The sequence below is a fragment of the Rhodanobacter koreensis genome (genome assembly GCF_054782855.1).
Window position 1 is genome coordinate 1 of record NZ_BAAGRR010000012.1, and the last position, 26,602, is coordinate 26,602.

Below are 26,602 nucleotides of genomic sequence, written 5' to 3' on the forward strand. Positions count from 1 at the left end.
CACGATCCCGGCGGTGACCACCAGCAGCAATACGGCGACGACGTTCAAGCCGTATGACCCGGGCAGCATCATCGGCAGTACGACGCCGAATCTGCCGACAGCGCCGCCGCCGCCGCCGAGTAGTGCGGGGTGCAATGCTCTGGCGGATATCGTCATCATTGCGGTGGCGGTGATAGTTTCGGTCGCGAGCTACGAGACGTTAGCGCCCGAAATGAGCGCTTGGGCGGCTGGTGCCATAGCAGGGGCGGCAGGCAGTGCGGCCAGCCAGGTCACTGGTGATGCATTGGGTGTGCAACATGGCTTCAGCTTCGGACAGGTGTTGATGGGTGCCGTAGGCGGCGCGATTGGTGGGGGCTTGAGTTCGGAGTTCAGCCAAGGAGGCGCCTTCGCCAGTACATTTGCCGCTAACACCGGTAACGGTATCAATGAGGCCGGCAATGCTCTTATCGGCGCTGCCAGTTATGCAGGCACTTACGAAGCGGCCAAGGTTAGCGGTCAGGCGGCGCACTTCAGTTGGGCTGGCCTGATTGCGAGTGCGGCTGGATCAGCGGCGGGTGGTGAGTTCGGTCCTAGCAATGCCCAGGCGACGGCTGGTCAGCAAGGCGACTTTTCATGGAACAGGGTCGAGGCCAATATCGTGCAGGACGTCACCACGCGTGAAACCAGCGTGGCCTTGGGCGACAGTCATGTGCAGAGCTGGCAGCAGGTCGGTGAGGATGTGTTTGGCAATGCGCTGGGCAATGCGGCCATCGCAGGGATAAACGCGTACGAGACCAAGAGTGCGCAGGAGACGGCCTCGTTCAATGCATGGGCCAACAAATCCTGGACCCAGGATCAGACACAGTCCAACAGGGAATGGGGTGGAGAAGCTGCGCAAGGCTTGAACGAATTGGCCTTTGATCAGCAGGCAGAGGCGCTCATCGCGGCCAGTCCGCAGCTGGCATCGACAGATGCGTATTCGACGTACACCGGCGTGCACGGAGTGTCCGATGCTGACGAAGATTCGTCCGCGCCGGTCAGCACATCCAATACGTGGGAGTCGTCCAACGGCGACGAATACAACCTCCTTTCACTGCCTGGCTATGCGTCGTACATGGAAACCAACGCAGATGGGACGCCGTATCTTTTCCAAGGACGCACAATCACCGATTTGACGCCTGTTACGGTCACCGCAAGCCCGCAGTACCTGACGTTGGACAACTCGTACTTCTCGAATTCTGCTCTGGATCAACAAAGCAACATTGATCTGCAGCTGCAAGATGCGTTGCCTGGAGGCCCCACATGGACGGGGCTCATGCAGCAAAGGGCGGCGCTAGGGTCGGTGAGTTCGGATCCTGTGGTAGTGGCTAAAGCCAATCAGGCTGCTATGGAACTTCATATGGGTCAGGTGCAGCAGGAGATGCAGTACAACGGCGGTCGGCCGATGCCCACCGTGCAGGACTCGACTCCTTCTCTGTTGGCGCAACAGGTTCAGCAGAGACAGCTCAACGCTACCTTCGGTCCACTAGTTGCCTCGGTCTTGCTAACCGGTGTTGCAGCGGGAACAGTCGAACCTGTTCCCATGGAAGCTCCCCCCATGGATAGGTTGGAGCCGGTATCCTTGCAACAGAACTCGGTGCAGGTAAGCGTCGCTGCTCCAAGTAACGCAACTCCACTTTCATATGACATATCGAATTGGGGTGCAAGCGGATTACCCTCGGATGGTTATTTCGTTCGCTCACTTAACGCGAAGCAATACGTAGCCATGACAAACGGACTAGATGTCGACTTTGGCGGCCAGTCGATAGGGCCATATAGTCCGCTGGACGAAAATCTTCAGTCGTTAGGATATGTTAATCAAGGTTATACGAACGGTATGGGTTTTATGGGATCAGCTGAGCAGCTAACCAGCATAACTACAAAAAGCGCCTACATGGACGCAATGCAATTGGATTACGCGCCTCAGTATTTGGTAGAGTTACAATTAAAAGATTGGACTGGATTGAATAATGCTTTAGAGGCACCTTATCCGTTATTCGAGAAGGGTGGCCAAACTCGGGGCACTCCGTTCTCCGAATTCAATTACCCGCAGTTGAATGCACAGAATGTTTTGAATCCTCGATTTAGGGAGTTGAAGTAATGATGCACGGTACATACGTGGATGCAGCAGGTGTTGTGCGTGACTGCGATCTGGATGCACTTAAGGTTGTAGCGCAAGGAGATAGTTCAATTAATCGAGGATGGGATGGGCTACTTGCATTTTATCCACCGACTGGTGCGCTTATTGAGTTAAGAAGCTCGCCGCCTAATATTAGAGGAGATTCAAAGGGTGAAGCATCAGAGGTTGATGATCAATATGCTATAGATGCATATGGTGTGACGATTGAAGCGCTGAATAAGCTTAGAAGCGGTTAGTCAAACGCAGTGGTTCACCCACGACGCCGACAACCGGATGATGGTCCAGGACGGGATGCTGCCCGATAAGGGGACGGAGGGAATTAAGCACGTTGGTTTCATTCAGTGGGGCGTGGCGGTCGACCTCGCGGACGAACCGTGGCAGGCCGGCCAAGGGCCCTTTCGATCATTGCCTGAAATTTGATGTCTCCGAGTGCGCGTTCCTGCTGTAGATGTCGCCGGATCTGGTGCAGGTCGTCGTCGCTGACGCCCTGGCGGAGCCACATGCGATAGGCCTCCGCGCGAACGTTCGGATCTCTATCAAGTCCCAGATAGACCGGGTGGGGCGTTACCAGATCGTCCGGTCGTTGATTCAGGTTGGCGTGGACGCTTGACCAACGATGCTGCTCGGGTCGTTCGACCATCGCTGCACGCACAGGATTGAGTTCGATGTAACGGTAGACGGTCAGCAGGTAGCGTTCGCTGTCGACGAGGCACGACTTGAAGCGGCCCTGCCATAGGGTGCCGGTGCGGCGATGCCGGCGATTGAACGCCTGGACGTAGCATTGACCGACGTTGCGCATGGCGCGAGACAGCGCATCGCGCTCCGGCGAGGTCAGAAGGAGGTGGACATGGTTGCCCATGAATACATAGGCATGAACCCTGATGCCGTGCTCGTGCACCGCATCGCACAGCAGTTCGTAGTAATGCCGGCGATCTTCTTCATCCACAAAGATGGCGCAGCGGTTTACTCCGCGTTGGGTGATGTGGAGGGGAGTGCCCGGGAGTTCTAGACGGGTTTGACGAGGCATGGCGGCAGCGTGGCACGCAACTGCGTGCCCATCCGCAGGCGCGTCGATTCGCGTAGTGTAGGGCTTCACCAGGTTTGACGCGGCTTAATTCCCTCCGTCCCCTTATGCGTCAACGTACTGGATGGTATGAAGTACGCGTTCTACAACACATTCATGCCCAATAGCGTGCAACAGGCTGCGATCGGCCTGTTTGGTGGCAAGGTGATCGGAAAGGGGATAGGGCTGATCGCCGAGGGCGCGGTCTCAATCGCACCTGTGCTGGGGCGCGACGTTGGCGAGTTGTATGATGGCGCATCGAAAGCCCTGAATGATGTATGGCAGGAGGTGAGGCAGGGTTACAAACCGGCTGGTGCGCCAGCTACCGTTCCAGACATGGGACTTCGTCAAACGGGAGGTGGCGCGGGCGTACATTCAGCAGATGAGTTGTATGACGCCATTCGCGCCAACGATGCAGACGTCAATCAGATCGCTCAGAACACAGGTATCAAGCCCGAGAACATACAGACGGTGAAGGATCATGTGTTTTACGATGAGCATCTCCTCGATCGGTATGTCGATCTAGGAGTTCCCGCAGAATGGGGGCGCTTCGATTCAGACTTGGATATGGCCAATTCGTGGTCGCGCCTTACCGATGGAACTCACACTGCTGAAGATATCCAGATGCTAAGGCACGAGACCGCTGAGGCTTGGTACATGCGTCAAAATGGCCCGAGTTATTCGGCTGCGCATAACGCTGCACAAGCACGCTATCCTTCTCCTTTCCAGTGAGCTTGTTATGAAATTTGTGAATGATGCGCCGTTGTTTAAGCTCAGCAGAATTACTGGTCCGAAGCACAACTTTCTCGGCCTTCAGTTCGCTGACGCACCGTTGATCGGTGAACCGGTGGTAGAGCGCCTTTCCGTGTCCGCCGCGGAAAAAGAATGCCTATCAGATAGCGAGATTGTTGAGCAGGTGAAGCTTGGCTTGACTGAGGCTCGCAGCTTTTGTAAGGGCAGTTATTGGCTCGAAAAGATCCAATATGTTCCTAGCGACAGCCCTCCTGTGGAGGTATACAAGGAACTAGCTATGGAGATCATTCGACGAATTGAATCCGGAGAATGATGAAGATACAAAACGCCCGCTCTATGCGGGCGTTTTGTTGTTCCAAACGCGGGAGCTAGTGGCGTAAACGGGGCGGGAGGCTTAGATCAGCTAACGACCTCGCTGCAGGCGACTACAAACCAGGCTGTCGCGGATTTGACTGCGAACCCTGGCCTTGCCCAAGGACTGATGAGTCCCGGAAGTTACGACCAACTCGTGAACGGAACGAATCTTGCGCCCGCCAGTTTTGGTAAGGCGGTGCCCCGTCCGCTGTCCGCAAAGCAAAAATTGCTCCCATGCGCAGCGAAATTTTGAAATCCGGCAAGCGAATTTGGCTCAAATCCTGATCATATTCGCTCGCTTTCTTTGAAAATCGAAGCCATCGTGGTCTGCAGGTTGTACATCTTTTACCGGAACGGGGTCAGGTTCACTTATCGGCGGGTTTTGATGGAGCGCCGGCGGGACGGTGGGCGGGGCGAGTGCCGGCAAAGCGATGGGTCTTGGCCTCGATCATGGCGCGAAAGTCATCGCGGCCGAGGGCGCGTTGCTGTTGCAGGTAGATCCGGATGTCGTGCAAGTCGTCTTCTGATAGCGTCTCGCGCAACAGGGTTTGGTAGGCGATGGCCCGCTCGGCAGGCGCGCTGCCCAGAGTCGTATAGGCAATGTGGGGTCTGAGCAGCGGATTGTCCCGATAGCCACAGTTTGCGGCGCAACTGGACCAGAGGAATTGCATGGGATCGTCCGTCATGCGGGCGCGGACCGGATTGAGCTCGATATAGCGGTAGCAGGACAGCACGTAGGTCTCGCTGTCCACCAGGCAGGATTTGTAGCGACCTTCCCAGAGGTGCCGGTGCGACAAAGCGGGGCCAGGTTCACTTACCGACTCGATGCTGGCCACGCCGCAGCACTGCCATTTCGCATGGCGGAGACAGACGTTGTCACAGCGTCGCAGTGTTCCCTTCAGGATTTCTGCAGCCCGGCGACCATGTCGGCAAACCGTTGCTGAAAACGCGGGTCGGCGTCCAGGGTGCGGCCGATCGCGTCCACCATGGGCAGGAATTGCGAGTCCTTGCGGAAATCGCTGCCGAACTCCCACAGCAGAATTTCCCGCAGTGCGGGTTCGCGCGCACTGGCGAGCGACTGTGCATCCGCCACGTTGACGTGTGCAACCAGGGCGTGGAGGCGCTGGCGCAGCTCCTCGACGGAGTGCGAGGCGGGTACATGAGGTTGCTTCGTCGGCGTGGAATCCGTGCCGGCGACGCCGCCGTCACGACTGGTGCCACGGGCCCGATCCCGGGCCAGCGCGCGCATGGTTTCGATCAGCGAGGATGACGACGAAATGCGGTCGATCGGCATGGGGCTATTCCAAAGACAAACATGGGGCGAGTGGCGTCCAGTTTAGCCAGTCCGGTAGCGCCTATACGGTTGTTCAGGGCAATCAGCCAGCTACACCCGCCACCGCCTTGCACGCTCCAGTCTCGTGCAGGCAACGCATGAAGCCACATGTGCGATGGCCAGGATGATTGGGTTGAAAACGATTACGTCCGGAACAAGAGGGCAAGGAGTGGTTAAGCAAGAGATTGCGACGGAACCGAGTCAAGTCATGAACAGCAGCAAAAGATAACGTTCGAAAAATTCGCAAGAAATTACTATTACAAATCTTGTTGACGGACACAGAAGGTGCCTCTTAGTCTCGGCCTCAAGGCAGCTCGAGTACCCGTATTAAGCAGGGATTCGCTAGACAGTGCACAGGGGCACTGTACAGAAAGGCTGATGGACGTGTGACAGGTTGCGTTTGGACGTCCAAGTCCAAATGGATGGGGGCTGTACGTGTTCGAGCACAGGGAATGGGGTCGGTATCATCCGGTCCTGGTCGCTGAACCTATCAAGGGTTTGCGACAAAAGTTTAGGTCTGCGCGATGAATCGCGTGACGCACCTGGAGCAGTTCGCCGACAAGGATCCGTCAAATCCGATCCTGCTGTGCGATTTGCTGGATGAGCTGTTGACCGAAGGCCGGGTCGATGACGCGTGGGCGCGCCTGCGCAGCGCACCGCCAGACCTGCGAGCGCTGGTGGGCGTCCGGTTTCGCGAAGCGCGTTGCGCGATGATGCGCCAGGATCTCGCAGGGGCGGTCAGGATATTGCACTCGTTGCTGCAGGAGTCGCCCGATGCCGCGCCTGCCATTCGCCACGACCTTGCCTACGCGCAGCTTGGTCTCGGCTTGCTGGATGAGGCATGGCAGACGCTCGCGCCGGTCCATGTCGCAGGCGACGATGGTGTTGCCATCGCGCTGTTGAAGGCCCGCATTCTGCACCGGCAGAGTCGATACGACGCGGCGCTTGAAATTCTCGCGCCTGTTTCAACCGGTTCGCGCATGGCTGAAGTTCACGGATTGCGCGCGTTGCTGCTGCTCGACCTGGGTGAAGCGGCGCGCGCCTCCGCGGAAGCAACGAAGGCACTGGACGCGGATCCCGAGCAGCACGAAGCGGGTCTCGTCGCAGGCACCGTGGCCCTCTGGGCGCGGGATGTCGAGGGTTCGATGGCGACGTTCCAGAAGGTACTGGCGTACCACCCGGATTCCGGGCGCGCGTTGCTGGGTCTGGGCGAGAACCTGATGCTGCGAGGCGATATTCCTGCGGCGCGCTCGGTGCTCGATCGCGCCAGTGCCGCGATGGCCGATCACATCGGTACATGGCATGCGCTCGCCTGGTGCCAGTTGTTGGAAGGCGACCTGGCGGGTGCCAAGCACGATTTCGATCAGGCATTTGCACTGGACCGGACATTTGGCGAAACGCATGGCGGACTGGCACTCGTGCATGCCTTGCGTGGAGAGCGCAAGGAAGCCGAGGAGTCCATCAAGCGGGCCACGCGCCTCGATCCCGCCGGCCTGTCGGCCAAGTACGCCAAGAGCGTGCTGCTGCTTGACGAGGGGCGCACCGACGAGGCGCGCCGAATCGTCGATGACCTGCTTGCCAGGCCGGCCGGCCGCGCGATGCAGGTGTCGATGGATTTCATCTACAAGTTGCGCGAAGTCGTTCGCCCCAGAGGTTGATGGCCAATGGACAGCGATATGGCCATGCACCTTTTATCGGAGACCTTGCTCACCGCCGCGAAGGTGTCGGCGCCGATCCTGCTGGCCACCCTGGTGGTGGGCGTGGTGATTTCCGTGCTGCAGGTGGTGACGCAGATCCAGGAAATGACCTTGACCTTCATTCCGAAGCTGATTGCCGTTGTGGCGATGTTCCTGATGACTGGGGCCTGGATGATGGCGGTCGTGGTGGAGTTTTCGAGGCACTTGTTCGGCCTGATCGCAGGGATGTGAGCGCATAGTGAGCACGGTGGATGTTGCAGTCGGGGCCTTCCTGCTCGCCATGGCGAGGTTCTCGCCGTTGCTGATGGTGCCGGCCTTTACGCCGTTTGCATGGGTGCCGGTTTCCGTGCGCGTCACCATTCTGCTCGCGCTGACACTGATCGCCACCGGCATCCGGGGGGCGCCCACCGTGCACCTTGATGCGGCCGCACCCCTGCCGTTCGTGCTGGCAATGGCCGGCGAGAGCCTGCTCGGTCTCTCTTTCAGCGTGGCCGTGGTGCTGCCGGCGGCGGCACTGGGATTCTCCGCACGTGTAGTCGACATGCAGTCAGGTGTGGCGGCTGCCAACCTGTTCAATCCATCGACCCATGTGACGGAGTCGTTGGCCGGCACCGCGGTGCAGTGGGCCGGCATGATGGTGTTCTTTACGCTGGGCATCCATCTGCTGCTTCTGCAGGGGATGGTCGCGTCGATCGATGTCGTGCCGCTGGGCGAGGGCAGGTTTGCGCTGACGCCTGAGGCATTCATCAACATGCTTTCCTCGCAATTCCTGCTTGGCCTGATGGTCGTGGCGCCGGTGATCCTGGGACTGTTTGCGATCGACCTGGCGGTGGCCTATGCGAGCCGATCGATGCCGCAAGCCAACGTGTACTTCGTCGCGCTGCCATTGAAGGTGCTGGCGGGGTTCATGTTGCTCGCAGGGTCGTTGCGCTTCGCGCCGCCGCTGATCGAACGGCTTTATCGCGATGCATTTTCGGCGTTGCCCGGTCTGGGAGCCCACTGACCGTGGCCGACAACGATCAAACCAAGACCGAGCAGCCCACGCCGTATCGCCTGCAGGAAGCGCGCGAGCGCGGGCAGGTTCCACGCAGCACCGATCTGAGTGGCGTGGTGGTGGCGATCGTCTTCAGCATCGCTTTTACCGCGTCGAGCTACGAGCTGGTCGCTGCCATGGCTCGCGCGATTCGCCGCACCGTGCTGATGGCGGGCAATGCCCCCGAGCCGTCTGCAGGCCTGGTGCGCTGGTTGCAGCAGACTTTCGAGCCGACCTGGCAGGCCTTGCTGCCGGTCGTGCTGGCCGTGCTGGTCGCGGCGGTCCTCGCGAACATCATGCAAACGGGCCCGACCTTCAGCACGACACCGCTGAAGCCCGATTTTTCGCGCCTGAACCCCGTGCAGGGGATGAAGCGCATCTTCTCGATGCGCATCCTGTGGGAACTGTTCAAGCTCAGTCTCAAGATAGCGATGCTGGCCGGTTTGTCGTGGGCACTCGCCGGCAGCATCGACCACAAGATGGAAGCCGCCGCGTTCCTGCCGCCGTCGAGCGTGGGACTGTTATTGCGTTCCACGTATGTGCAGGTGACGACATGGCTGCTGGTGATGCTGGCCTTCGTGGCCATCCTGGACCTGCTGTTCACGCGGCGCGAATACATACGCAAGCTGCGCATGAGTCGCAACGACATCAAGGACGAAGTCAAACGGCGCGATGGTGACCCTGATATACGCCAGAAGCGCAAGCGACTGATCGCCGAGCTGCTCAAGCATTCGCGTTCAGTGCGGCGGGTGGCGGACGCCGACGTGGTGCTGACCAATCCGACGCATCTGGCGATTGCGCTGCAATATCGCACGAAGACGATGCGCTCCCCGGTGGTCCTGTCCAAGGGAACCGACGCCGTTGCCGCACGCATGCGCATGATCGCTGCAAATGCCGGTGTGCCATGCCTGCGTTCGCCCGAGTTGGCACGCGCACTGTTTCGCGAGTGCCGGGTCGATCAGGCCGTACCCGCACCTCTCTATCGGCAGCTGGCACCCGTGTATCGCTGGTTGATGAAGCGTCCCGGCAACAGGATTTTCTCGTGAACGCTCTGTTCGGCCAGCTATGGAGTGGCAAGCGCGATGTGATCCTCGTGCTCTGGATGATCGTCATCCTGGTCATCCTGTTCACGCCGATCCCGCCAGGGCTGCTGGATTTCCTGCTGGTGCTCAACTTCACGGCCGCGTTGCTGGTGCTGCTGATCACGTTCTTCACCGATTCGCCGCTGAGCTTTTCGACGTTTCCGTCGTTGCTGCTGATTACCACGCTATTCCGTCTTGCGCTGAACATCTCGGCGACGCGCCTGATTCTCGACAAGGGCAACGCCGGGCGGGTGATCAATGCCATCGGCTCCTACGTGGTCGGCGGCAATTATGTGATCGGCCTGGTGGTGTTCCTGATCCTGGTGGTGGTGCAGTACGTGGTGGTGACCAGTGGCGCACAGCGTGTGGCCGAGGTCGCGGCCCGATTCACCCTGGACAGCATGCCCGGCAAGCAGATGAGCATCGACGCCGACATGAACATGGGGCTGATCGATGAGCACGAAGCCAAGCGGCGACGCGCCCAGGTCGAGAAGGAGGCGAGTTTCTACGGCGCGATGGACGGCGCCACCAAGTTCGTCAAGGGCGATGCCATCGCCGGCATCATGATCATCCTGATCGACATCATCGCCGGCCTGGCCGTCGGCATGGTCCAGCACGGCATGAGCTGGGGCGATGCTGCGCACCGCTATACCTTGCTGACCGTGGGCGATGGCATCGTCACGCAGATCCCCTCGCTGGTGATCGCGGTGGCCACCGGCATCATCATCACGCGCGCGGCGGCCGATGCGCAGCTGGGTACCGAGATCGCGCGCCAGGTGCTGTCGAACCCGCGCACCTTGCTGATCGTGGCGATTGCCCTGACCGGCATCCTGGCGCTTCCGGGCCTGCCGGCATGGCCGGTATTGCTGGTACTGCTTGGCGTAGGTGCGTTGACCTTCTTTGCGGCCCGCGCGGCATCCAATGTGCCGGAGGATGCCAAAGAGACGCCCGAGCCGATCACCAAGCGTGGCGAAGAGGATCTTTACAAGCTGCTCGCCGTGGAGCCGATCGAGATTCATCTGGGCGGCGGTATCGCCACGGCCTACAAGGCACGCGGCCTGGACCTGGGCGACCGCATTGCCACCTTCCGCAAGCAATTTGCGCTGGACGCCGGTTTCATCCTGCCCAAGGTGAAGCTGATCCAGGACGCGCCCCTGGCCGACGATGCCTACGAACTGCATGTGCAGGGGTCGCGGGTTGGCCGCGGTGAGTTGCACTTCGATGCCTTGCTCGCGATCAATCCGGGTGGCAAGCGGCCCAAGCTGGAAGGGCGCGAAACGCGTGACCCCGCCTACGGATTGCCGGCGTTGTGGATCAGTGCCGAGCAGCGCCTCTTTGCACGTGGCGCGGGTTATACGCTGGTCGATCCCGAGACGGTGCTGATCACCCACCTGGGAGAAGCGGTCAAGCGTCACGCGCCCGAGCTGCTTACCCGTGCCGAAACCGAGCGCCTGGTGGCCCGCGTGCGCGAGCAGCAGGCATCGCTGGTCGACGAGCTGGTACCCGGCGTGATGTCGTACACCGACATTCAAAAGGTGTTGCAACAGCTGCTGCGTGAACACGTCAGCATCCGCAGTGCCGAAACCATCCTGGAAGTCCTGGTGGATGCCGGCAAGACGCTCAAGCAGACCGAGGACCTGGTGGAGCGTGTGCGTGAGCGCCTGGGACCCACGATCTGTCAGCGGGTCAGCAACGCCGATGGCGAGCTGCATGTATTGACCCTGGCGCCGGACTTGGAGCGCTCGATCGTTTCCGCGGTGCGCCAGCGCGAGGGTGCGGGGGTGCTGATCAGCGAGCTGGGCCAGCTCGAGGCGCTGCTCAAGGGACTGGCCAAACAGTCCGAAGCGATGATGTCGCGCAACCATCTTCCGGTCCTGCTTTGCCCGAGCCCGGTGCGTCGTCATTTGCGCGCGCTGATTCAACGCAGCCTTCCGCACGTCACCGTCCTGGGCATCAACGAAGTGCCTTCCACCGTGGTGGTGAAGGCGTTCGGCACCGTCACTACCGCTGCAGCCGCAGCTTGAGGAGCTCATGAGCAACGTCATTTCCGGCATCGCGCGATATCTGAGCAATGACGTCGATGCGCTCGATGTCATCAGCCAGAACATCGCCAACATGCGCACGGCGGGCTATCGCAACGAGCGCCTTAAAACGGACTTCAGGACGGGGATCGTGGACCCCATGCCGACTCTGAGCATGGTGGACGGCACGCTTACCAAGACCGGCAAGCCGTTGGATCTGGCCATCCAGGGACCGGGTTTCTTTGTCGTCGATGCCGGCGGCAAGGAAATGCTGACACGCAATGGACAGTTCCATATCGATGCGGATCAGCAACTGGTCGATGCCGCGGGTCATCCGGTGCAGGGGCAGTCCGGGCCGATATCCCTTACGCAGGCAGGCGTGCATATCAACAGCGCGGGCGAGATCGTCGACGGCGACAAAACGATCGACAGCCTGCGCATTGTCGCCATCGATAAACCCGATGCCCTGCGTGAAGCAGGTGATGGTCTCTATACCTATACCGGTACTTCTGCGGACTGGAACGGGAGCATCCATCAAGGCGCATTGGAACAATCCAATGTCGATCCCGGCACCGAGATGGTGCGATTGATGGAGTTGACCCGACACGCACAGTCCGTGCAGCGCGCCATTCAGGCCTATGACGAGGCCATGCAGGCGGGCATCAACCATATCGGCGACAACACCTGAGGACTGACCATGATCGATGCACTCTCTATCGCGACCGCAGGCATGCAGAGCACGCAGACACAAATCGACACCTTGTCGAACAACATATCGAACCTGCAGACACCGGGTTTCAAGAGCCAGCGCGTGGCTTTCGGCGACGTTGCCGTGATCACTCCCGCACAGGTGCAGGCAGGGCTGAGTCCTGAACATAGCGGTGCCGGCTCGGAGATCATCTCGACCAGTTCCGTGTTTGCGCAGGGGACGATGTCGCAGACCAACAAGACCTGGGATATCGGTATCCAGGGCGAAGGGTTTCTGGAGGTGGTCGATGCCAGCGGCAATCACCTGTACACCCGCAACGGACAGCTGCATGTGGACACCGAGGGGTATCTGGCCGATGCCAATGGCAACCGGCTGGCCCAGGACATCCAGATTCCTCCCGACGCCAGCAACATCCAGGTCAATCAGAGCGGTCAGGTCTATGCGACGGTAGGTGGTAGTACCACCCAGACGCTGCTGGGTGAGTTTCAATTGAGTACGTTTCCCTCTCCCGAAGGCCTGCAGTCGGTGGGAGCCAACGACTACGTGGCCACGCAGGCGTCCGGCGATCCGAGCGTGGGCAAGCCCAACGAAAACGGGGTGGGGACCATCGTGCAGGGCTCCCTGGAAGGCTCCAATGTGGACATGGTGTCGGAGATGTCCACGCTGGTGATTGCCCAGCGCGCCTACCAGCTGAACGCACGCGTGTTGCAGGCCGCCGACCAGATCCTCGATACCATCAACAACTTGCGCCAGGGATGATGCTCAAGCGCCTGCCCGCATGGATGCTCGTGGCCGTCTCGTTGCAGACATGGGCCGCAGCACCAGTGTTTCAGTCTGTCGCGGCGGTGCGCATCGTTGCCGCTGCGCGCGCGCAGATCGACGCAAAGCTGGCGAGCGATCGTGCCGCGGCAGCCGTGACCGTGGTGGGCGCGCCCGAGGATGCGGTCGTAGCCCCTGGAAAAGTCACGCTCAAGGTGCATGCGTTGACCGGACGCTGGCCGCGCGCACGTGTCGGCGTGCCGGTGGATATCAGCGTGAACGATCGCGTGGTGCGCTCGGCAACGGTCTGGTTTGCCCTGAGCGTGCATCGTTCCGAGCTCACCTATGCGGCCGATGCGGTAATCGGGGCCTCGGCCGCCTCACTCAAGCTGGTGCCGCAGGATGTCGATGTCGCTTCCGTGCAGGGCGAATTGCCCCAGAGCCCCCACGATATCGATGGCATGCGCCTGCGCCGTCCGGTGCTGGCCGGTGCGGTCGTGGTGCGGGAGGACTTCGAGCCCGTGCCCGATGTCGATCGTCAGCAGCGGGTCCAGGTCCTGGTGGCGCTCGGCGCCATTCATCTGCAAGCCAGGGGTACGTCGAACGGCAAGGGCAATGACGGCGACATCGTTCCGGTATTGGTCGATGGCGCCGAAGCGCCCGTACATGCGCGTATCACTGACAAAGGAGTCGTGGAAGTTGTCCAGTAAACGATGCTTGATCGTGTGTCTGGCCTGGGCGTGTGTGACCCTTGCCGTGAACGCGCAAACGACATCCGGATCGATGATCAACCCGGATACATACCGTGGCCTGGCGGCGGATCAGCGTGCCCATCAGGTTGGCGATACCTTGACCGTGGTGGTCACCGAGACCGCACGCGCCACGGCAAGTGCCAACACCGATGCCGACAGCAGTGTACAGCTCGGTGCCAATACGCAAACGCACAACTCCAGCCATAGCCTGGGGCTGGGTACGTCCGGGAACGATGCCGGCGAGGGCAAGACCTCGCGTGCCGGCACCTTGCAGGCACAACTGGCGGTACGCGTGGTGGCGGTGGAAGGCGACGGCATGTTGCGCATCCATGGTGAGCAGACCGTGGTGGTGAACGGCGAGAAGCAGCAGTTTGCCCTGACTGGGCTGGTGCGTTCGGAGGACATCTCGGCGACCAACACCATCCTGTCCAATCGCATCAGTGAGGCGGACATCCAGTTCACCGGGCATGGCGACGTATCCGAAGCGCAACGTCGCGGCATCCTTTACCGCATCACCCGCTGGTTGGGCCTGATATGAGCCGTATTCTGTGCATTTTGTTTTTGGCCCTGTGCTATTGCGGCGGCGTGTCGGCCGATGGTTACGGTGTGCGGCTCAAGGAAATCGCACGCGTCCAGGGCGTGCGTGACAACGCGCTCATCGGTTACGGGCTGGTGGTCGGTCTGGCAGGCACGGGGGATTCCAGCAAGAACCACCTGACGGTCCAGTCCGTGGCCAACGCGCTCAGCCACTTTGGCGTCAATATCAGTCCTGACGACTTGAACAGCCGCAACGTGGCTGCCGTGATGGTGACCGCCACCTTGCCGCCTTTTGCCGAATCCGGGCAGAAGCTGGATGTCTCGGTGGCCTCGCTTGGCGATGCGCGAAGCCTTACCGGTGGTGTCCTGTTGCTGACGCCGATGAATGGCCCGGATGGCAAGCTCTATGCGTTGGCCCAGGGCGCGCTATCGGTCGGTGGCTATGAGGTTCGCGCGTTCGGCAGTTCCGAAACAAAAAATCACCCGACGGTCGGGCGCGTGCCGGATGGTGCCTCGGTGGAGCGTGAGGCCCCGTTGGGCCTTGGCGATGACAGCCGCACGCTGGACGTGGTGCTCTACCAACCTGATTTCACCACGGCCGAGCGTGTCGCTGAATCGTTGCGCCGCAATGCAGGCGTCAATGCGATCGCCGAACATGCCGGAAAGATCCGTGTGACATTCGCATCGCCTCCCCAGGACATGATCCGGACCATCTCGAGAATCGAGAACGTGATGGTGACGCCGGATCAGGTTGCCAGGGTGGTGGTGAACGAGCGCACGGGGACGGTGGTGTCCGGCGGCGATGTGCGATTGGGCGGAGTGACCGTCTCCCAGGGCGACCTGCGCATCGTCGTGCAAACCGATTACCAGGTTTCGCAGCCCGATGGCGTGTTGCTCAATCCCTCGCGAAACATCGGTACGGCGGTCGTTCCGCAAGCCAACATCAACGTGCAGGATCCCGAAGCCAAGCTGGTGAGCGTGCCCAACGGGGCCACGGTGGCGGACCTGATCACCGCGTTGCGGACGATTCACCTGACCACGCGTGACGTGATCACGATTCTGCAATCGATCAAAGCCGCTGGCGCGCTGCGCGGCGAACTGATTATTCAATGAGGAAATGGCTATGGATCTGACCACCGAAGCTATACGCATGGGTATCACCATGGCGAGGGTGCGCGCGGAAGTTGCGAGCACAAACATTGCCAACGTCGATGTGCCTGGCTATCGCGCACAGCGTGCCGATTTCGGACAGGCAGCGGGTCTTCTGCGCCAGGCAGCGGACCAGCCATCGATGGAGAGCGGCCGTCTTGAGCTCATGACGCCAGAAGTCATCCGTCAATCGGTGCACCTTGTTGAGCCCAATCCCAACGCGCCCGTGAATCTCGATGGGGAAGTGGCGGAACTGGAAACCGCGAATGTGGATTTTCAGACGCTGTCGACGCTGATGTCGCGGCGCTTTGCATTGATGCAGTTGGCCATGGCCGGGAGGAACTAAACGATGGGTGTCGATCAGATTTTCGCCGCTTCACGCTTTGGCTTGGAATTCGAACGCCTCCGTCTTGAGGCGGCCAGCCACAACATCGCCGTGGCCAATACACCGAATGTTCCCGGACGCCCTGCGCGCCTGATGCGTGCAACGGCGCCCTATGGAGTCAGCTTCGGGGCAACGATCGGATCATCCGAACCGGCCCTGGTTGCCATCGATGCAGAGTCAAGGGAAGTCCGCGATCCGTCCGACCCAATGGCGGACAAGAATGGCATGGTCAGTTATCCGCGCATCGACCTGGTGGAAGAGATGAGCACGCTGGATGAAGCAGGTCGGGCGTACGAAGCCAACGTGCGCGCGTTCAACACCTTGCGCAGCATGGCGTTGCATTCACTGGATGTGGGAGGTGGCTCATGAACATCGTTCCTATCACGGCCGTTTCCATCGGCCAGATCAGCGGCATCGCGGAACGGGCCATCGGGGAGGTCGCACAGAGCGGCCCGCAATTCATGCAGATGGTGGGATCGGCCATCAACGAGCTCAATGGCAGCCTCAACAGTGCCGATGCGGCGACACGCGCGCTGGCCGCTGGAGAAAACGTGCCTGTGCACGACGTGATGATTGCGATGGAGCATGCGCATCTCAAACTGCAATTTGCCGTTGAGGTGCGCAACCGCATCACCGATGCCTATCAGAACCTGACGAACATGCAGCTTTGATGCAGGTATTTCCGTGCATGTCCTGTGGATGCACTTTGTTTGCTACCTCGGGAAGTTTTTGAGTCTTCCGTAGGGATTTTCTGGAGTACGTATGCGGCAGTTCTTTACATCCATGTCCCAACGCTCGCGCGTGATTTTTGCGACATGCCTGCTGTTGATCGCATGCGTGATCGCGGGGGCAACATGGTGGATCATGCATCCGCCCTACGGCGTGCTTTTCAGCAACCTGCGAGAGGCGGATGCCGCGGAGATCACGACCACGCTCAGCCAGATGCAGGTGCCTTATCACCTGGCCGACGAGGGCAAGACCATCCTGGTGCCTGCCGAGCAGGTCTACGACACCCGCATGAAGCTGGTCTCGCAGGGAGTGCCCAAGGGTGGCAGTGTCGGTTTCGAGCTGTTCAAGGACTCGGATTACGGTGTCACCGAGTTTGCCCAGAAAGTCAATTTTCAGCGTGCGTTGCAAGGGGAACTGGAACGTACCATCGAATCGTTGGACGAGGTTGCCTCGGCCCGCGTGCACCTGACGATCCATCGTGCCGATCTGTTCGAGCATGATCAGGAAGCCTCCAAGGCATCGGTGACAATCAGCATGCGGCCAGAAAAACACTTGGATGCCCGTGAGGTCGTCGGCATCCAGCGTCTGGTGGCATCCGCCGTCGATGCACTGACGCCGGAGTCGGTGGTGGTGCTCGACGACAAGGGTATGGTGCTGTCCGGTCATGCGACCGATGGCCAGGGCGGCGCCCTGGTGGGTGATCGCTTGGACGAGCAGACCAAGGTAGAGGCCCTGCTGCGAACGCGCATTGGCGAACTGCTGAAGCGCGTATTGCTGACGGATGACTACACCGTTTCGGTGGATGTGCGACTCAACTACGACCACGTCAAGCAGGTCAGCGAGCGACTGATTCCCCAGGGCAAGGATGGCAACGGGTTGATGGTGAGCGAAAAGACTCATGTGAGCGGCCGGGTGGTGGACGACTCTGCTCCGGATCAGGTCAAGCCAAGCTCATCAACGAACGAGCGCGATATCGAGTACGCCCACGGTCGCGAACAGGAAGAGGTTGAGCAGGCGCCAGGCCGCATCGAGCGTATTTCCGTCGGTATCGTGATTCCGTCCAGTCTGCCTCGCAGTGAAATCGACAAACTTTCCGAAGTGGTCTCGGCCGGACTCGGCCTCGATCCCGCGCGTGGAGACAAAGTCGATATCGCCGCCATTGCGCCACCCGAGCTGGCGAAGGCATCCACAAGCCCCTCGCCGCTAGTGTCAAGCGGTGTTGCATCGGCCGACGCTGGCGCTACCCATGGTGCAGCGGTGGACGAACCTGTTGCAGCAGCCAACCCGATGCCAACGTGGGGTTACCCGGTCATCGCCGCTCTGATCTTGATCGTCTTGGCTGCTTTGGTGATGGCCGGTCGCAGCAATGCACCTCGCCGGTTATCGGCTCCAGAACGTGAAGAAGCACTGGCAAAGTTACGTCAATGGATCGAGCCGGTGGAGATCGAGCATTGAGCACGCCCGGCCCCCGCACTGCAGCGCTGGCGCTGGCAGCCATGCATCCCGCCGATCGGCGTTGGATGCTGGCGCGGCTGCCAAAAGGATGCAGGCATGCGCTCGATCCATTGATCGCCGAAGTTCAGCATCTTGCTTCGGTTGATGCTGGGTTGGTGCGAGAGGTGCTGGCAGGGCTGGATCCGTATCGCGCAGTGGAGGTACCTACGCCTGACGTGATGATCGCGGTCCTTCAACGCTTGTCCAGCCAGTGGGCCGCTCGTGTGCTGGTAGCTGCCGTGCCAGATCATGCAGAACTTTATCTGGCGACTTGCGACAAAGTGCGAAGTGCAAACATTCGGCGTGAAATGGCGCGTCTACCGTACCCATTTCCGGCTGCGTTGGCCGCTTCGATATCGCGTCACCTCGGCGAAGTCGGCCATGACCTGCGGATAGCGGAGGGCGATTTGTGATCCGCCGCCTGCAAGCTGACGCCATTCATGAAGCCCATGATCGCCGAATGATCACTGGAGGGCGTGAGCCGCAAGAGGCCTTCGTGCTCCCTGATCCACAGGATGCCATCGATACTGTCTCCTACCGGAATGGCTACGCCGAAGGTTTCGAGGCGGGCGAGAACGACGGTTTGCGTGAAGCGGCGCAGCGCATGGAGAAACTCGAAGGCGATGCACGCCTTCGTCTGCAGGAGTTGACCACTGAACGCGAGCGGCTGGTTGCTCTGATAGATGGAATGGCCGATGCCTTGCCCCGACATGCTGCATCCATGGGAGAGCTGGCTTTCGAAGTGGCGTTGACCAGCCTGTCGAGAGCGTTCGGCCAGCTGCCGGGTGACCAGCAGCTACTCCAGCGCCTCTGCGTTCAGGTGGTCGAGGAATTTCGGGTAAAAGCCGTGCGCGTTTGCGTATCGATCGAGGATCGCTCGACCCTTCCTGAACACATCGAGGGCTTGGAGGTTATCGCCGAGAGCGGGCTTGCGCGAGGTGAGTGCCGGATCGTGACCGGACGCGGCCAGGTGGAGAGTTCCATTGCCATGCGATTGAGCGCGATCTGCGACACGATGCTTGAATCATTGGGAGCCAATCGCCCATGAGCGTGGCCGTTGCTCTCGATCGCTATCGCTACTTGCTTGAGAGCAAGTCCATGGCGCATGCGTGTGGGAGCTTGCTCGGCTTCAATGGCTTGGTGATTGAAGCGCTGGGGCCGGATGCCAAGATTGGCGAGCTCTGCGAAATCGACGGTAACGGGCAGGGCAAGAATATACGCGCCGAAGTCGTCGGCTTCCGCGAAGGGCGCGTTCTCCTGATGCCATTTGGCCATCTTCGCGGAGTATCGGCTGGCGCACGCGTTCGCTCATTGGGTCGAACACTCAAGGTGCCCGTTGGGCCACGCATGATCGGGCGTGTGCTCGATGCTTTTGGTACGCCATTGGATGGCGGCCCCGATATAGAGGCCGAAAATCATCGCGATATTCAGCCGCCGCCGATCAATCCGATGCGCCGGGTGCCATTGGACGAGGCACTTGAAACAGGTGTCAAAGCGATTGATGGCGTATTGCCTTTTGCCAAGGGGCAACGCGTAGGCGTCTTTGCCGGGAGTGGTGTCGGGAAAAGCACGCTACTGGGAATGATGGCCCGCCACGTCCGTGCGGATGTCGTTGTTGTAGGGATGATCGGTGAACGCGGCCGAGAAGTAGGCGATTTTCTGCAAGAGGCGTTGGGTGCTGAAGGGCGAGAGCGCTCGGTGATGCTGGTGGCAACAGCGGATCAACCCGCCCTGGTGCGAACTCATGCCGTCCATGCAGCGCACGCCGTTGCCGAATATTTTCGAGATCAAGGTCAGGACGTTTTATTGATCATCGATTCAATTACCCGTTTCGCGATGGCGCAACGTGAAGTCGGTTTGGCAGTCGGCGAACCGCCCACTTCACGCGGCTATCCGCCATCGGTATTCAACCTTCTTCCGCAGATACTCGAGCGAGGTGGCCGTGTGCGCGAAGGCGGCTCCATCTCGGCTATCTACAGTGTCTTGGTAGAGGGAGACGATATGAACGAGCCCGTAGCCGATCATATGCGTGCGATCCTGGATGGCCATGTTGTCCTATCGCGCGATTTGGCCGCACGTGGGCAGCTTCCAGCGATTGATTTGCTGTCCAGCGTAAGTCGATTGGTTTCGCGGGTGGCAAATGTAGAAGAACAGCATGTCATCCAGCGCGTCAGAGCCATCGTTTCAACCTACGAGGCGTCGTGCGACCTGATTGACATGGGCGCCTATCAGGCGGGAGCCAACTCATCGCTTGATGAAGCCATTGTTCTTTATCCGCGCATAGTTGAATGCCTTCGCCAGACACCCACACAGTGGTCTACCCGACAGGAGAGCGTCGACCAGCTGCGCGAGATCATATCGGCAGGGGCCGGACAACCATGACCGAGCGAAAACTGCATGCCTACGAAGTCATGTTGCGCATAGCCAAGGTGCAAGAGATTCGAGCCTCGGTTGCGTTTGCCAAAGCAGCCGATGAGGAGCGTGCACGACGATCACACCGGGATGAGGTGGAAGTCGCTCGCGATGCTGTGACTGTGGCGGGTCGCCGATGTGTCGAAGACAGTTCGAATGTCGACATGGCGCGCTATGAAATGCTTTCGCGATTGGATGCTTCGCTTTCCGACAGATTGGAAACAGCCTCACGAGAACACGTTTCAGCCTTGCAGCTGCGCGATGATCAAGCGAATGCCAATGTGATGGCCAAGCGTTATTGCGAAAAGGTGGATGAGCGTGTCACCGATGTCAGTCAAACGCTGTATCGGGAACACTCAGCGAGGTTGCAGGACGAAGCCATCGAGCTCTGGTTGGAAAACAGGGAGATCAAGTGATGGCCGATATCCCGAGTATCGACGGCTATATCAACCCGTGGCGCTCCAGCACCAATAGATCTCCTTCCCAGGATTTTGCCGATGAATTGGCAAAGGAAGCCAACACGGCGCCCGCGGATACACAGACTCACGCGCAAAAGGGCAGTGATACTCCTTCTGCTGCGCGTGCCCAGGAAGAGCAGGGCGGCAAGGCGACCACAGAGAGGCAGACCCAAGATGGGGTGGTTGCTGAACTGGCAACGCCTGCGGGTCAACAACTTTCCGGGAGATCTCTACCTGGCAATAACAGCGTGTTATCCCTGGAAGCTGCCCTCTTAAACGCACAGCAGCAACTGGGCACGGTGGTCCAACCCATTGGCGTTACTGAAGCGCTGCTCGGGTCCCGCATTTTTGGAATGCACCTGCTTGCCGGTGGCTATCTTTCCGAACTTGCCCTCTCGCAGGGTGCCACTGCTGATATCGCATTCGATGCGGTGAACGCGGTGCAATCGTCAGCCGCACCACAGGAAGGACAGGCGATGCCAGTCAGCTCGGCGCGCTCGCTCCAATCCACTTCCCTGGAAGAGCAGTCATCAATCGAAGCCTTGGTGATGCAAACAGCTCCAGTTGCGAACGAAGCATCCGAAGCGGCGACTGAAACCCTGACCTATGCCGCCGTAGCGACGGCCTCGACGAGTGCCCCTTTGTCGCAATGGCTTGAACGTTCCTTGCGCTTCACCAAGCAATCAGATGGCAGCACAACGGCTTGGCTGCGTGACTATCGAGTAGGTGCTGCGGAAGCAGCAAATCTCAGGGACAGCGTTTTGCAAGAAGCCAATGCGAAAGGAGTAGTGCTCGGCAAGATCATGTTGAACGGCCGCGAAGTATGGACTTCGCGTAGCGATACTTAAGCGAGGAATGTCATGTCGGTCGAAGCCATTGGCAGCACACTGAGTACTACCGACCCGTCGGCAACGCCGAACGCGGGAATCAACGAGCAGGATTTCATTCAGCTCTTCGTGAGTGAGTTGCAGTATCAGGATCCGATGCAGCCACTGGACAACAGCCAGTTCCTCACGCAACTAGCCCAATTCGTAGGTATCGAACAGCAGAGCGAGGAAGTATCGGGGATCAACAATCTGTTGACGCTCGATTCGTCCGATCAGTCCCTGGGTCTGCTATCGCACAGTGTCCAAGTAACCAATGCAGACAATACGACGACGACGGGCAAGGTCACTGGGATCCAGTACAGCACCAACGGCGTGCAACTGACCGTGACTACCTCCACCAACAATGTGCTGACGAACGTAAATCTCTCGCAAATCCAGCTTGTGACGCCGTAAGGGGAAAATCATGCCAGGCATCATGCAGGCGTTGTACAACAGCGTATCGGGCCTTTTCAGCTTCTCGCAGAGTCTGGATACGATCAGCAACAACATCAGCAACATGAATACACCCGGTTTTCGGGGCAGCGATTCGTTCTTCGAGAACATCATGGATGATGACGGCACGAAGATTTCAGGTACGGCGGAAAATACCAGTGAGGGTCAGATCGAACAGACCAGCACCAGTACGGATGTAGCCATTCAGGGCAATGGCTTGTTCATACTCAAGGATTCCCAGGGCAATACTTACTACACACGATCGGGTCAATTCGAGCTCAATGCATCAGGAAAACTGGTCGACTCCGTCAATGGGTATTTCGTGCAGGGTTACGACCCATCGGGAACGTTCGGCGACATCAATATCACCAACTACCAGACGCTTCCGGCTCAGGCGACCACCACGGTCAACATGACCGGCAATATGTCGCCTTCCGATCCTACCGAGAGTGTCAGCAGCATCACTGTTTATGATGCTCAAGGAAATGCTCACACCTTGAGCATGGCGCTGACCAACAACGAGGCCACAACACCTGGTAGCTGGGGCGTCACCATCACGGACAGCACAGGCGCCACCGTAGGCAGCGGTAACGTCATCTTCAACACGGACGGTACTCCGGAAACCGGTAATAACACTGTAGCGATGACGGCCACACTCGGCGCCGCATCGCAAACGATCACGTTCAACTTCGGCACGCCCAATGGTTTGAGTGGGGCGACAAGTTTTTCGGGAACGGCTGGGAGCCTCGCTGCAAAGGTGGCTGATGGGCACGCCGTCGTGGGTGTTTCATCCGAGTCCTTCGATGCAACCGGTACCCTTCAATTCACTTATACCGATGGCGAGACGAAGGCTGGCCCGCAGCTGGCTTTGGCCTCGTTTCAGGATGAGAACTCACTGCAAATGATTCAGGGCAATCTGTATATGCCGCCGCAGAATCAGAACGCACAGATCGGTCGTCCCAACACCACGATATTCGGGCAGATCGAAGGTAGCAGCCTTGAAATGTCTAACGTGGATCTGACTCAGGAGCTGGCGGACATGATTGTCATCCAGCGTGGCTATCAGGCCAGCTCGCGTGTCATGACGGTGTCCAGCGACATGCTTCAACAACTCTACGATGCCACTCGGGGTAGCTAATCCAATGAGTGAAATCCGTTTCGGTTGGATCGGCGAAACCCGTCGCACCACATTGCGTTCACTGATAGCTGCAGAAGTTGCAGATTGGTCGCGTGAATGGTGGATTCATCATGCTTCTGCAGAGGTTGATGTGCAGTCGAAGAGTGGTTCGCATGATGCTGGCCCTAGAGAGGCCTTGCCCTGGATATCGAATAGTGAATTGGGTTTGGTGGCGTTCTATCTCGGTGGCAAGGAGATGAACGCCATAGGGCGCCATTTAGCCGGAGCAGTGGGCGACGAAGACGCGGAGTGGTCGCAGCACATTGGTCAAGATGCGCTGGAAGACTTGATTGCGCGCCTTCACAAGCGTGCAGGGATTAGCAAGCCAGTCAGGTTGTCCAGGCTGCATGCAACCACAAGCTTGGAGCATGCACGACTGGGGGCCTTTACCGCAGTGATCGCCTTGGGCTCTTTAAAGCTGGGGCTTGCCCTTGATCGTCAGCTCGTGGATCGACTGGTGCCCCCGCGGGCGACAGTACATGGAGCGAATCTTGTGTCGCGCCACGAAGCACTGGGTCGTGCGCCATTAAAGATTCAAGCAGTCCTGGATTTCGGTGCAGTCAGTCTTACCCATCTATCCGATCTTCGCGTGGGGGAAGTCGTGGTCGGCGACCGAGGACTGGATGATGCTCTCGAAATTTACGTAGAAGGTCGTGGCTCGATCGCCACAGGTTACCTGAGGCGATCGGGCCTGCAACGTGCCGTCGTGCTTGACGGCGTCAACCCAGAGGATAGAAACGCGTCATGAACGAAGTCGTCGTTGCACCGATTGAATTGGAAGAAGTCGATTACGAGCCGATCGCGACCGATCCGCTCATTAAACGTAATCTGGCGTTGCTCGGCCACGTCAATGTCCGCCTGGATGTGCTGATAGGGGGCGCAGAGTTGAGCGTCGAAAAGCTGTTTTCGCTCGGCAAGGGAGATTCCATAGAGCTGGACACAGGACTTGATGCACCTGTGACATTGCAACTAGACGGGAAACCGATTGCGCGCGGTCATCTTGTGGCAGCGGGTGATCACTTTGGCCTGAAAATCTCCGAAATCCTGTGAAGAACGCGTACGTTTCAAGCGCGATCGTATGGATCGCTGCACCGGATACCGGCATGGCAGGTGCTGCGCAAGCTGCCATTCCTTTTCGCACTGAGATGCCGGTTTCGGCTGGCAGCATCGCATTCAGCGTATCGATCACGGTGCTGGTGCTCATGCTTCTGATTGCGGTCCTTGTCTATGCACGTCGCCGAGGTTGGAACGGGCGCTGGCCCAGTGGAATGATTTCGACCAAGCGAGCTGAGCCCGTTGAAGGTATTGAAGTCTGTGCGACGCGACGCGTGAGTATGGCGACGACCGCACATGTCGTGCTGTACCGCGGACGCGAGTACCTTCTCGTCGAGAGTACGCGTGGCGTTACTGTAGCCGTTACCCAGTTGGGTTCTTCCGCAATCAAATCAGGCGAAGAATCATGAGGGTGAGCAAGCGTTTTATATTCACCGCTTTGATATTGGCGGGTTTGGCGTTGCCCGCCATCGGCTGGTGTAGCGATCCGATTCAGGATGCGGTCTCACGTGCTTCGGCCGAAGACTATTCCCCGATTTTGCGTTCTTTCCTGCTGCTGTCGCTGTTGGCATTCATTCCACTGATGGTGATTGCGTTGACGTCATTTACGCGCATCATCGTGGTCCTGTCGCTGGTACGCAGTGCGATCGGATTGCAGCAGACACCCCCAAACAGCGTGTTGCTGACGTTGGCGATGTTTCTTACGCTGTTTGCAATGAACCCGGTGTTTCAGGCGGCCAAGCAAACGGGCATAGACCCCTACCTGCGACATGAGATACCGATGGAGACGGCAGTCTCTCGCGGATTTGCACCATTCAAATTATTCATGGTCAAGCAGACGCGTGAGGAGGATCTGCTTGCGGTCATTCACATGGCCAAAATGGCTCCGCCCAAGTCAGTGGACGATATAGGCGCGCTACAGTTGATTCCGGCATTCATGCTGAGCGAACTGCGTACTGCATTTCAGATTGGCTTCGTGATTTTTCTGCCGTTTCTTCTTATTGATCTCGTTGTGGCAGCCATTCTTATGGCGCTTGGGATGATCATGTTGCCGCCAACCACGATCAGCTTACCTTTGAAGATCCTCCTGTTTCTTCTTATCAATGGATGGGGGTTGTTGGCCCAGGCGTTGCTAAGCAGTTATCACACGTGAGCTGATAGACGAAACGCCTTGGAAGCCGATGAGTTCGCGCTATGGGAACGATGGTGTACGTCGAAGGACGTGGCCGCGCGCGATGCACTGATCGTCAAATATTCGCCCTGGACTCGGCTGGTTGCCCGTGATGTGTATGTGCGCGTCTACGCACTCAGGGACGCGTGGCATGACTGTGTGCAGAACGCATTGATCGGATTGCTCGAAGCGATGGACCGCTTTGATCCAGCCCGAGGAGTGAGCTTTCAATCGTACGCACGCCACCGCGTGCGCGGTGCCGTGTTCAACGGTGTGCGAACTTTGCGTGAAAGCCTGGCACAAGGCACAAGGAGCTACGATCAGATGGCTGCCGCACTCGATCGAATGGAAATATTCGACGACGAGAGCACCACGGACCCTCTGGAAGCCTTCGTCAGTACAACGGTCGGATTGGGTCTGGGCTTCTTGTTGGAGGCGAGCTCGGTGCCTTCCCATGCACAAGGGTCCGATGCGTATTCCGAACTGGAAAGGGAAGAGCTAAGTACGGCGATGGCGGAAGCCATAGAACGCCTTCCCGAGCGTGAACAGATGATCTTGGTGATGCACTACTACCACCATGTGCCTTTTGTCGAAATCTCTGCGCAACTAGGTGTTACCAAGGGGCGAATTTCACAGCTGCATAAACGCGCACTCGATCATCTAAGGATGCGTCTCAGAAATCGCATAACTATGGATTGCTGATCTTTACGAGAGAGAACGAGAAATGCCGCAAGCGTCGAGTAATTTCATAGATAAAGCGCCGATATGGTGATGTCGGAGGCATCCTGATCAGGTGGCTTCGGAGCGTGCAAACAGGCCCTTCCTCGAAGTGAACGGAATCAAGCTGAAACCTAGGTACGAGCCGGAGGGAACGTTCGTCGACGTGATGCAGAGGGTCACTGCGGCGGCAGAGAAGACCCATTGGCATTACCACTACACCATCAGCGCGGTGCGTGACACGCCGAGACGAAAGGCGATCAGGTATTCCGTGGCAGTGGCCGACC

32 protein-coding genes and 1 pseudogene are annotated in these 26,602 nt (G+C 59.0%); 30 read left to right on the plus strand and 3 right to left on the minus strand.

Going from position 1 to position 26,602, the window contains the following annotated elements:
• Both ACYVKM_RS13595 and ACYVKM_RS13600 read left to right on the plus strand, forming a co-directional pair.
• Positions 1-2,119 (plus strand): annotated as a pseudogene (locus ACYVKM_RS13595) (hypothetical protein); the annotation flags it as partial.
• The gene (locus tag ACYVKM_RS13600; RefSeq protein WP_460878150.1) at positions 2,119-2,394 is read left to right on the plus strand and encodes a hypothetical protein; all 276 of its coding nucleotides are present in this window, start codon (positions 2,119-2,121) and stop codon (positions 2,392-2,394) included. The pseudogene ACYVKM_RS13595 and the gene ACYVKM_RS13600, both read left to right, overlap by 1 nt.
• Before the next feature lie 98 nt (positions 2,395-2,492).
• On the opposite strand, the gene ACYVKM_RS13605 is transcribed toward ACYVKM_RS13600, so the two are convergent.
• On the minus strand, positions 2,493-3,185 hold the full coding sequence (locus ACYVKM_RS13605) for an REP-associated tyrosine transposase (RefSeq protein WP_460878151.1): 693 nt from the start codon (positions 3,183-3,185) through the stop codon (positions 2,493-2,495).
• A 126-nt stretch (positions 3,186-3,311) separates the two neighbouring features.
• Between ACYVKM_RS13605 and ACYVKM_RS13610 the strand changes: the two genes are divergently transcribed.
• Positions 3,312-3,953 (plus strand): hypothetical protein, encoded by a 642-nt coding sequence (locus tag ACYVKM_RS13610; protein ID WP_460878152.1) that lies wholly within the window; start codon positions 3,312-3,314, stop codon positions 3,951-3,953.
• Between the two features lie 7 nt (positions 3,954-3,960).
• A complete protein-coding gene (locus tag ACYVKM_RS13615; RefSeq protein ID WP_460878153.1) occupies positions 3,961-4,287 on the plus strand; it encodes a hypothetical protein in 327 nt (108 codons plus the stop codon).
• Between the two features lie 406 nt (positions 4,288-4,693).
• Here the strand turns inward: ACYVKM_RS13615 and ACYVKM_RS13620 are convergent, their stop codons facing one another.
• The gene (locus ACYVKM_RS13620) at positions 4,694-5,164 is read right to left on the minus strand and encodes a transposase (RefSeq protein WP_460878154.1); all 471 of its coding nucleotides are present in this window, start codon (positions 5,162-5,164) and stop codon (positions 4,694-4,696) included.
• A 62-nt stretch (positions 5,165-5,226) separates the two neighbouring features.
• Complete coding sequence (locus tag ACYVKM_RS13625; RefSeq protein WP_460878155.1) at positions 5,227-5,622, minus strand: hypothetical protein; 396 nt, start codon at positions 5,620-5,622, stop codon at positions 5,227-5,229.
• 563 nt (positions 5,623-6,185) lie between these two features.
• Here ACYVKM_RS13625 and ACYVKM_RS13630 point away from each other — a divergent pair.
• The 26 genes from ACYVKM_RS13630 to ACYVKM_RS13755 all read left to right on the plus strand — a co-directional run bounded on the left by ACYVKM_RS13630 (position 6,186) and on the right by ACYVKM_RS13755 (position 26,300).
• Positions 6,186-7,319: a tetratricopeptide repeat protein gene (locus ACYVKM_RS13630; RefSeq protein WP_460878156.1), complete on the plus strand. Its 1,134-nt coding sequence runs from the start codon at positions 6,186-6,188 to the stop codon at positions 7,317-7,319.
• A gap of 24 nt (positions 7,320-7,343) precedes the next feature.
• The gene (locus tag ACYVKM_RS13635; RefSeq protein WP_460878157.1) at positions 7,344-7,589 is read left to right on the plus strand and encodes a flagellar biosynthetic protein FliQ; all 246 of its coding nucleotides are present in this window, start codon (positions 7,344-7,346) and stop codon (positions 7,587-7,589) included.
• Positions 7,590-7,605: 16 nt separating this feature from the next.
• A complete protein-coding gene (locus ACYVKM_RS13640; protein WP_460878158.1) occupies positions 7,606-8,361 on the plus strand; it encodes a flagellar biosynthetic protein FliR in 756 nt (251 codons plus the stop codon).
• Positions 8,362-8,363: 2 nt separating this feature from the next.
• Entirely contained in the window at positions 8,364-9,437 is a 1,074-nt protein-coding gene (locus ACYVKM_RS13645) for an EscU/YscU/HrcU family type III secretion system export apparatus switch protein (protein WP_460878159.1), read from the plus strand.
• Complete coding sequence (locus tag ACYVKM_RS13650) at positions 9,434-11,497, plus strand: flagellar biosynthesis protein FlhA (protein WP_460878160.1); 2,064 nt, start codon at positions 9,434-9,436, stop codon at positions 11,495-11,497. The genes ACYVKM_RS13645 and ACYVKM_RS13650 overlap by 4 nt, the downstream gene beginning before the upstream one ends.
• Before the next feature lie 7 nt (positions 11,498-11,504).
• Positions 11,505-12,182 carry a flagellar hook-basal body protein gene (locus ACYVKM_RS13655; RefSeq protein WP_460878161.1) on the plus strand — a complete coding sequence of 226 codons (678 nt, stop codon included), beginning with the start codon at positions 11,505-11,507 and terminating at the stop codon, positions 12,180-12,182.
• Between the two features lie 9 nt (positions 12,183-12,191).
• Positions 12,192-12,962 (plus strand): flagellar hook-basal body protein, encoded by a 771-nt coding sequence (locus tag ACYVKM_RS13660; protein WP_460878162.1) that lies wholly within the window; start codon positions 12,192-12,194, stop codon positions 12,960-12,962.
• Positions 12,962-13,672 (plus strand): flagella basal body P-ring formation protein FlgA, encoded by a 711-nt coding sequence (locus ACYVKM_RS13665; protein ID WP_460878163.1) that lies wholly within the window; start codon positions 12,962-12,964, stop codon positions 13,670-13,672. Before ACYVKM_RS13660 ends, ACYVKM_RS13665 begins: the two co-directional genes overlap by 1 nt.
• A 46-nt stretch (positions 13,673-13,718) precedes the next feature.
• Positions 13,719-14,252: a flagellar basal body L-ring protein FlgH gene (locus ACYVKM_RS13670; protein WP_460878164.1), complete on the plus strand. Its 534-nt coding sequence runs from the start codon at positions 13,719-13,721 to the stop codon at positions 14,250-14,252.
• The gene (locus ACYVKM_RS13675; protein ID WP_460878165.1) at positions 14,249-15,364 is read left to right on the plus strand and encodes a flagellar basal body P-ring protein FlgI; all 1,116 of its coding nucleotides are present in this window, start codon (positions 14,249-14,251) and stop codon (positions 15,362-15,364) included. Before ACYVKM_RS13670 ends, ACYVKM_RS13675 begins: the two co-directional genes overlap by 4 nt.
• Before the next feature lie 10 nt (positions 15,365-15,374).
• Positions 15,375-15,746, plus strand: a complete 372-nt coding sequence (locus ACYVKM_RS13680; protein WP_460878166.1) for a flagellar basal body rod protein FlgB — start codon at positions 15,375-15,377, stop codon at positions 15,744-15,746.
• 3 nt (positions 15,747-15,749) lie between these two features.
• Positions 15,750-16,154 (plus strand): flagellar basal body rod protein FlgC, encoded by a 405-nt coding sequence (locus ACYVKM_RS13685; RefSeq protein ID WP_460878167.1) that lies wholly within the window; start codon positions 15,750-15,752, stop codon positions 16,152-16,154.
• A complete protein-coding gene (fliE, locus tag ACYVKM_RS13690; RefSeq protein ID WP_460878168.1) occupies positions 16,151-16,456 on the plus strand; it encodes a flagellar hook-basal body complex protein FliE in 306 nt (101 codons plus the stop codon). The genes ACYVKM_RS13685 and fliE overlap by 4 nt, the downstream gene beginning before the upstream one ends.
• A 91-nt stretch (positions 16,457-16,547) precedes the next feature.
• Positions 16,548-17,969 (plus strand): flagellar basal-body MS-ring/collar protein FliF, encoded by a 1,422-nt coding sequence (gene fliF / locus ACYVKM_RS13695; protein WP_460878169.1) that lies wholly within the window; start codon positions 16,548-16,550, stop codon positions 17,967-17,969.
• Positions 17,966-18,421, plus strand: coding sequence for a hypothetical protein (locus ACYVKM_RS13700; protein ID WP_460878170.1), 456 nt, complete (start codon positions 17,966-17,968; stop codon positions 18,419-18,421). The genes fliF and ACYVKM_RS13700 overlap by 4 nt, the downstream gene beginning before the upstream one ends.
• Positions 18,418-19,056 (plus strand): FliH/SctL family protein, encoded by a 639-nt coding sequence (locus tag ACYVKM_RS13705; protein ID WP_460878171.1) that lies wholly within the window; start codon positions 18,418-18,420, stop codon positions 19,054-19,056. Before ACYVKM_RS13700 ends, ACYVKM_RS13705 begins: the two co-directional genes overlap by 4 nt.
• The gene (locus tag ACYVKM_RS13710; protein ID WP_460878172.1) at positions 19,053-20,390 is read left to right on the plus strand and encodes a FliI/YscN family ATPase; all 1,338 of its coding nucleotides are present in this window, start codon (positions 19,053-19,055) and stop codon (positions 20,388-20,390) included. The genes ACYVKM_RS13705 and ACYVKM_RS13710 overlap by 4 nt, the downstream gene beginning before the upstream one ends.
• On the plus strand, positions 20,387-20,836 hold the full coding sequence (locus ACYVKM_RS13715) for a hypothetical protein (RefSeq protein WP_460878173.1): 450 nt from the start codon (positions 20,387-20,389) through the stop codon (positions 20,834-20,836). The genes ACYVKM_RS13710 and ACYVKM_RS13715 overlap by 4 nt, the downstream gene beginning before the upstream one ends.
• On the plus strand, positions 20,836-21,726 hold the full coding sequence (locus ACYVKM_RS13720) for a hypothetical protein (RefSeq protein ID WP_460878174.1): 891 nt from the start codon (positions 20,836-20,838) through the stop codon (positions 21,724-21,726). Before ACYVKM_RS13715 ends, ACYVKM_RS13720 begins: the two co-directional genes overlap by 1 nt.
• 12 nt (positions 21,727-21,738) lie before the next feature.
• Positions 21,739-22,158, plus strand: coding sequence for a flagellar hook assembly protein FlgD (locus tag ACYVKM_RS13725; RefSeq protein ID WP_460878175.1), 420 nt, complete (start codon positions 21,739-21,741; stop codon positions 22,156-22,158).
• A 10-nt stretch (positions 22,159-22,168) separates the two neighbouring features.
• A complete protein-coding gene (gene flgF / locus ACYVKM_RS13730; protein ID WP_460878176.1) occupies positions 22,169-23,335 on the plus strand; it encodes a flagellar basal-body rod protein FlgF in 1,167 nt (388 codons plus the stop codon).
• 4 nt (positions 23,336-23,339) lie between these two features.
• Complete coding sequence (locus ACYVKM_RS13735; protein ID WP_460878177.1) at positions 23,340-24,122, plus strand: FliM/FliN family flagellar motor switch protein; 783 nt, start codon at positions 23,340-23,342, stop codon at positions 24,120-24,122.
• Complete coding sequence (locus ACYVKM_RS13740) at positions 24,119-24,424, plus strand: FliM/FliN family flagellar motor switch protein (RefSeq protein WP_460878178.1); 306 nt, start codon at positions 24,119-24,121, stop codon at positions 24,422-24,424. Before ACYVKM_RS13735 ends, ACYVKM_RS13740 begins: the two co-directional genes overlap by 4 nt.
• Positions 24,421-24,837, plus strand: a complete 417-nt coding sequence (locus ACYVKM_RS13745; protein WP_460878179.1) for a hypothetical protein — start codon at positions 24,421-24,423, stop codon at positions 24,835-24,837. Before ACYVKM_RS13740 ends, ACYVKM_RS13745 begins: the two co-directional genes overlap by 4 nt.
• A gap of 2 nt (positions 24,838-24,839) precedes the next feature.
• Positions 24,840-25,580, plus strand: a complete 741-nt coding sequence (fliP, locus tag ACYVKM_RS13750; protein ID WP_460878180.1) for a flagellar type III secretion system pore protein FliP — start codon at positions 24,840-24,842, stop codon at positions 25,578-25,580.
• Between the two features lie 18 nt (positions 25,581-25,598).
• A complete protein-coding gene (locus tag ACYVKM_RS13755) occupies positions 25,599-26,300 on the plus strand; it encodes a sigma-70 family RNA polymerase sigma factor (protein WP_460878181.1) in 702 nt (233 codons plus the stop codon).
• Positions 26,301-26,602 lie beyond the last annotated feature (302 nt).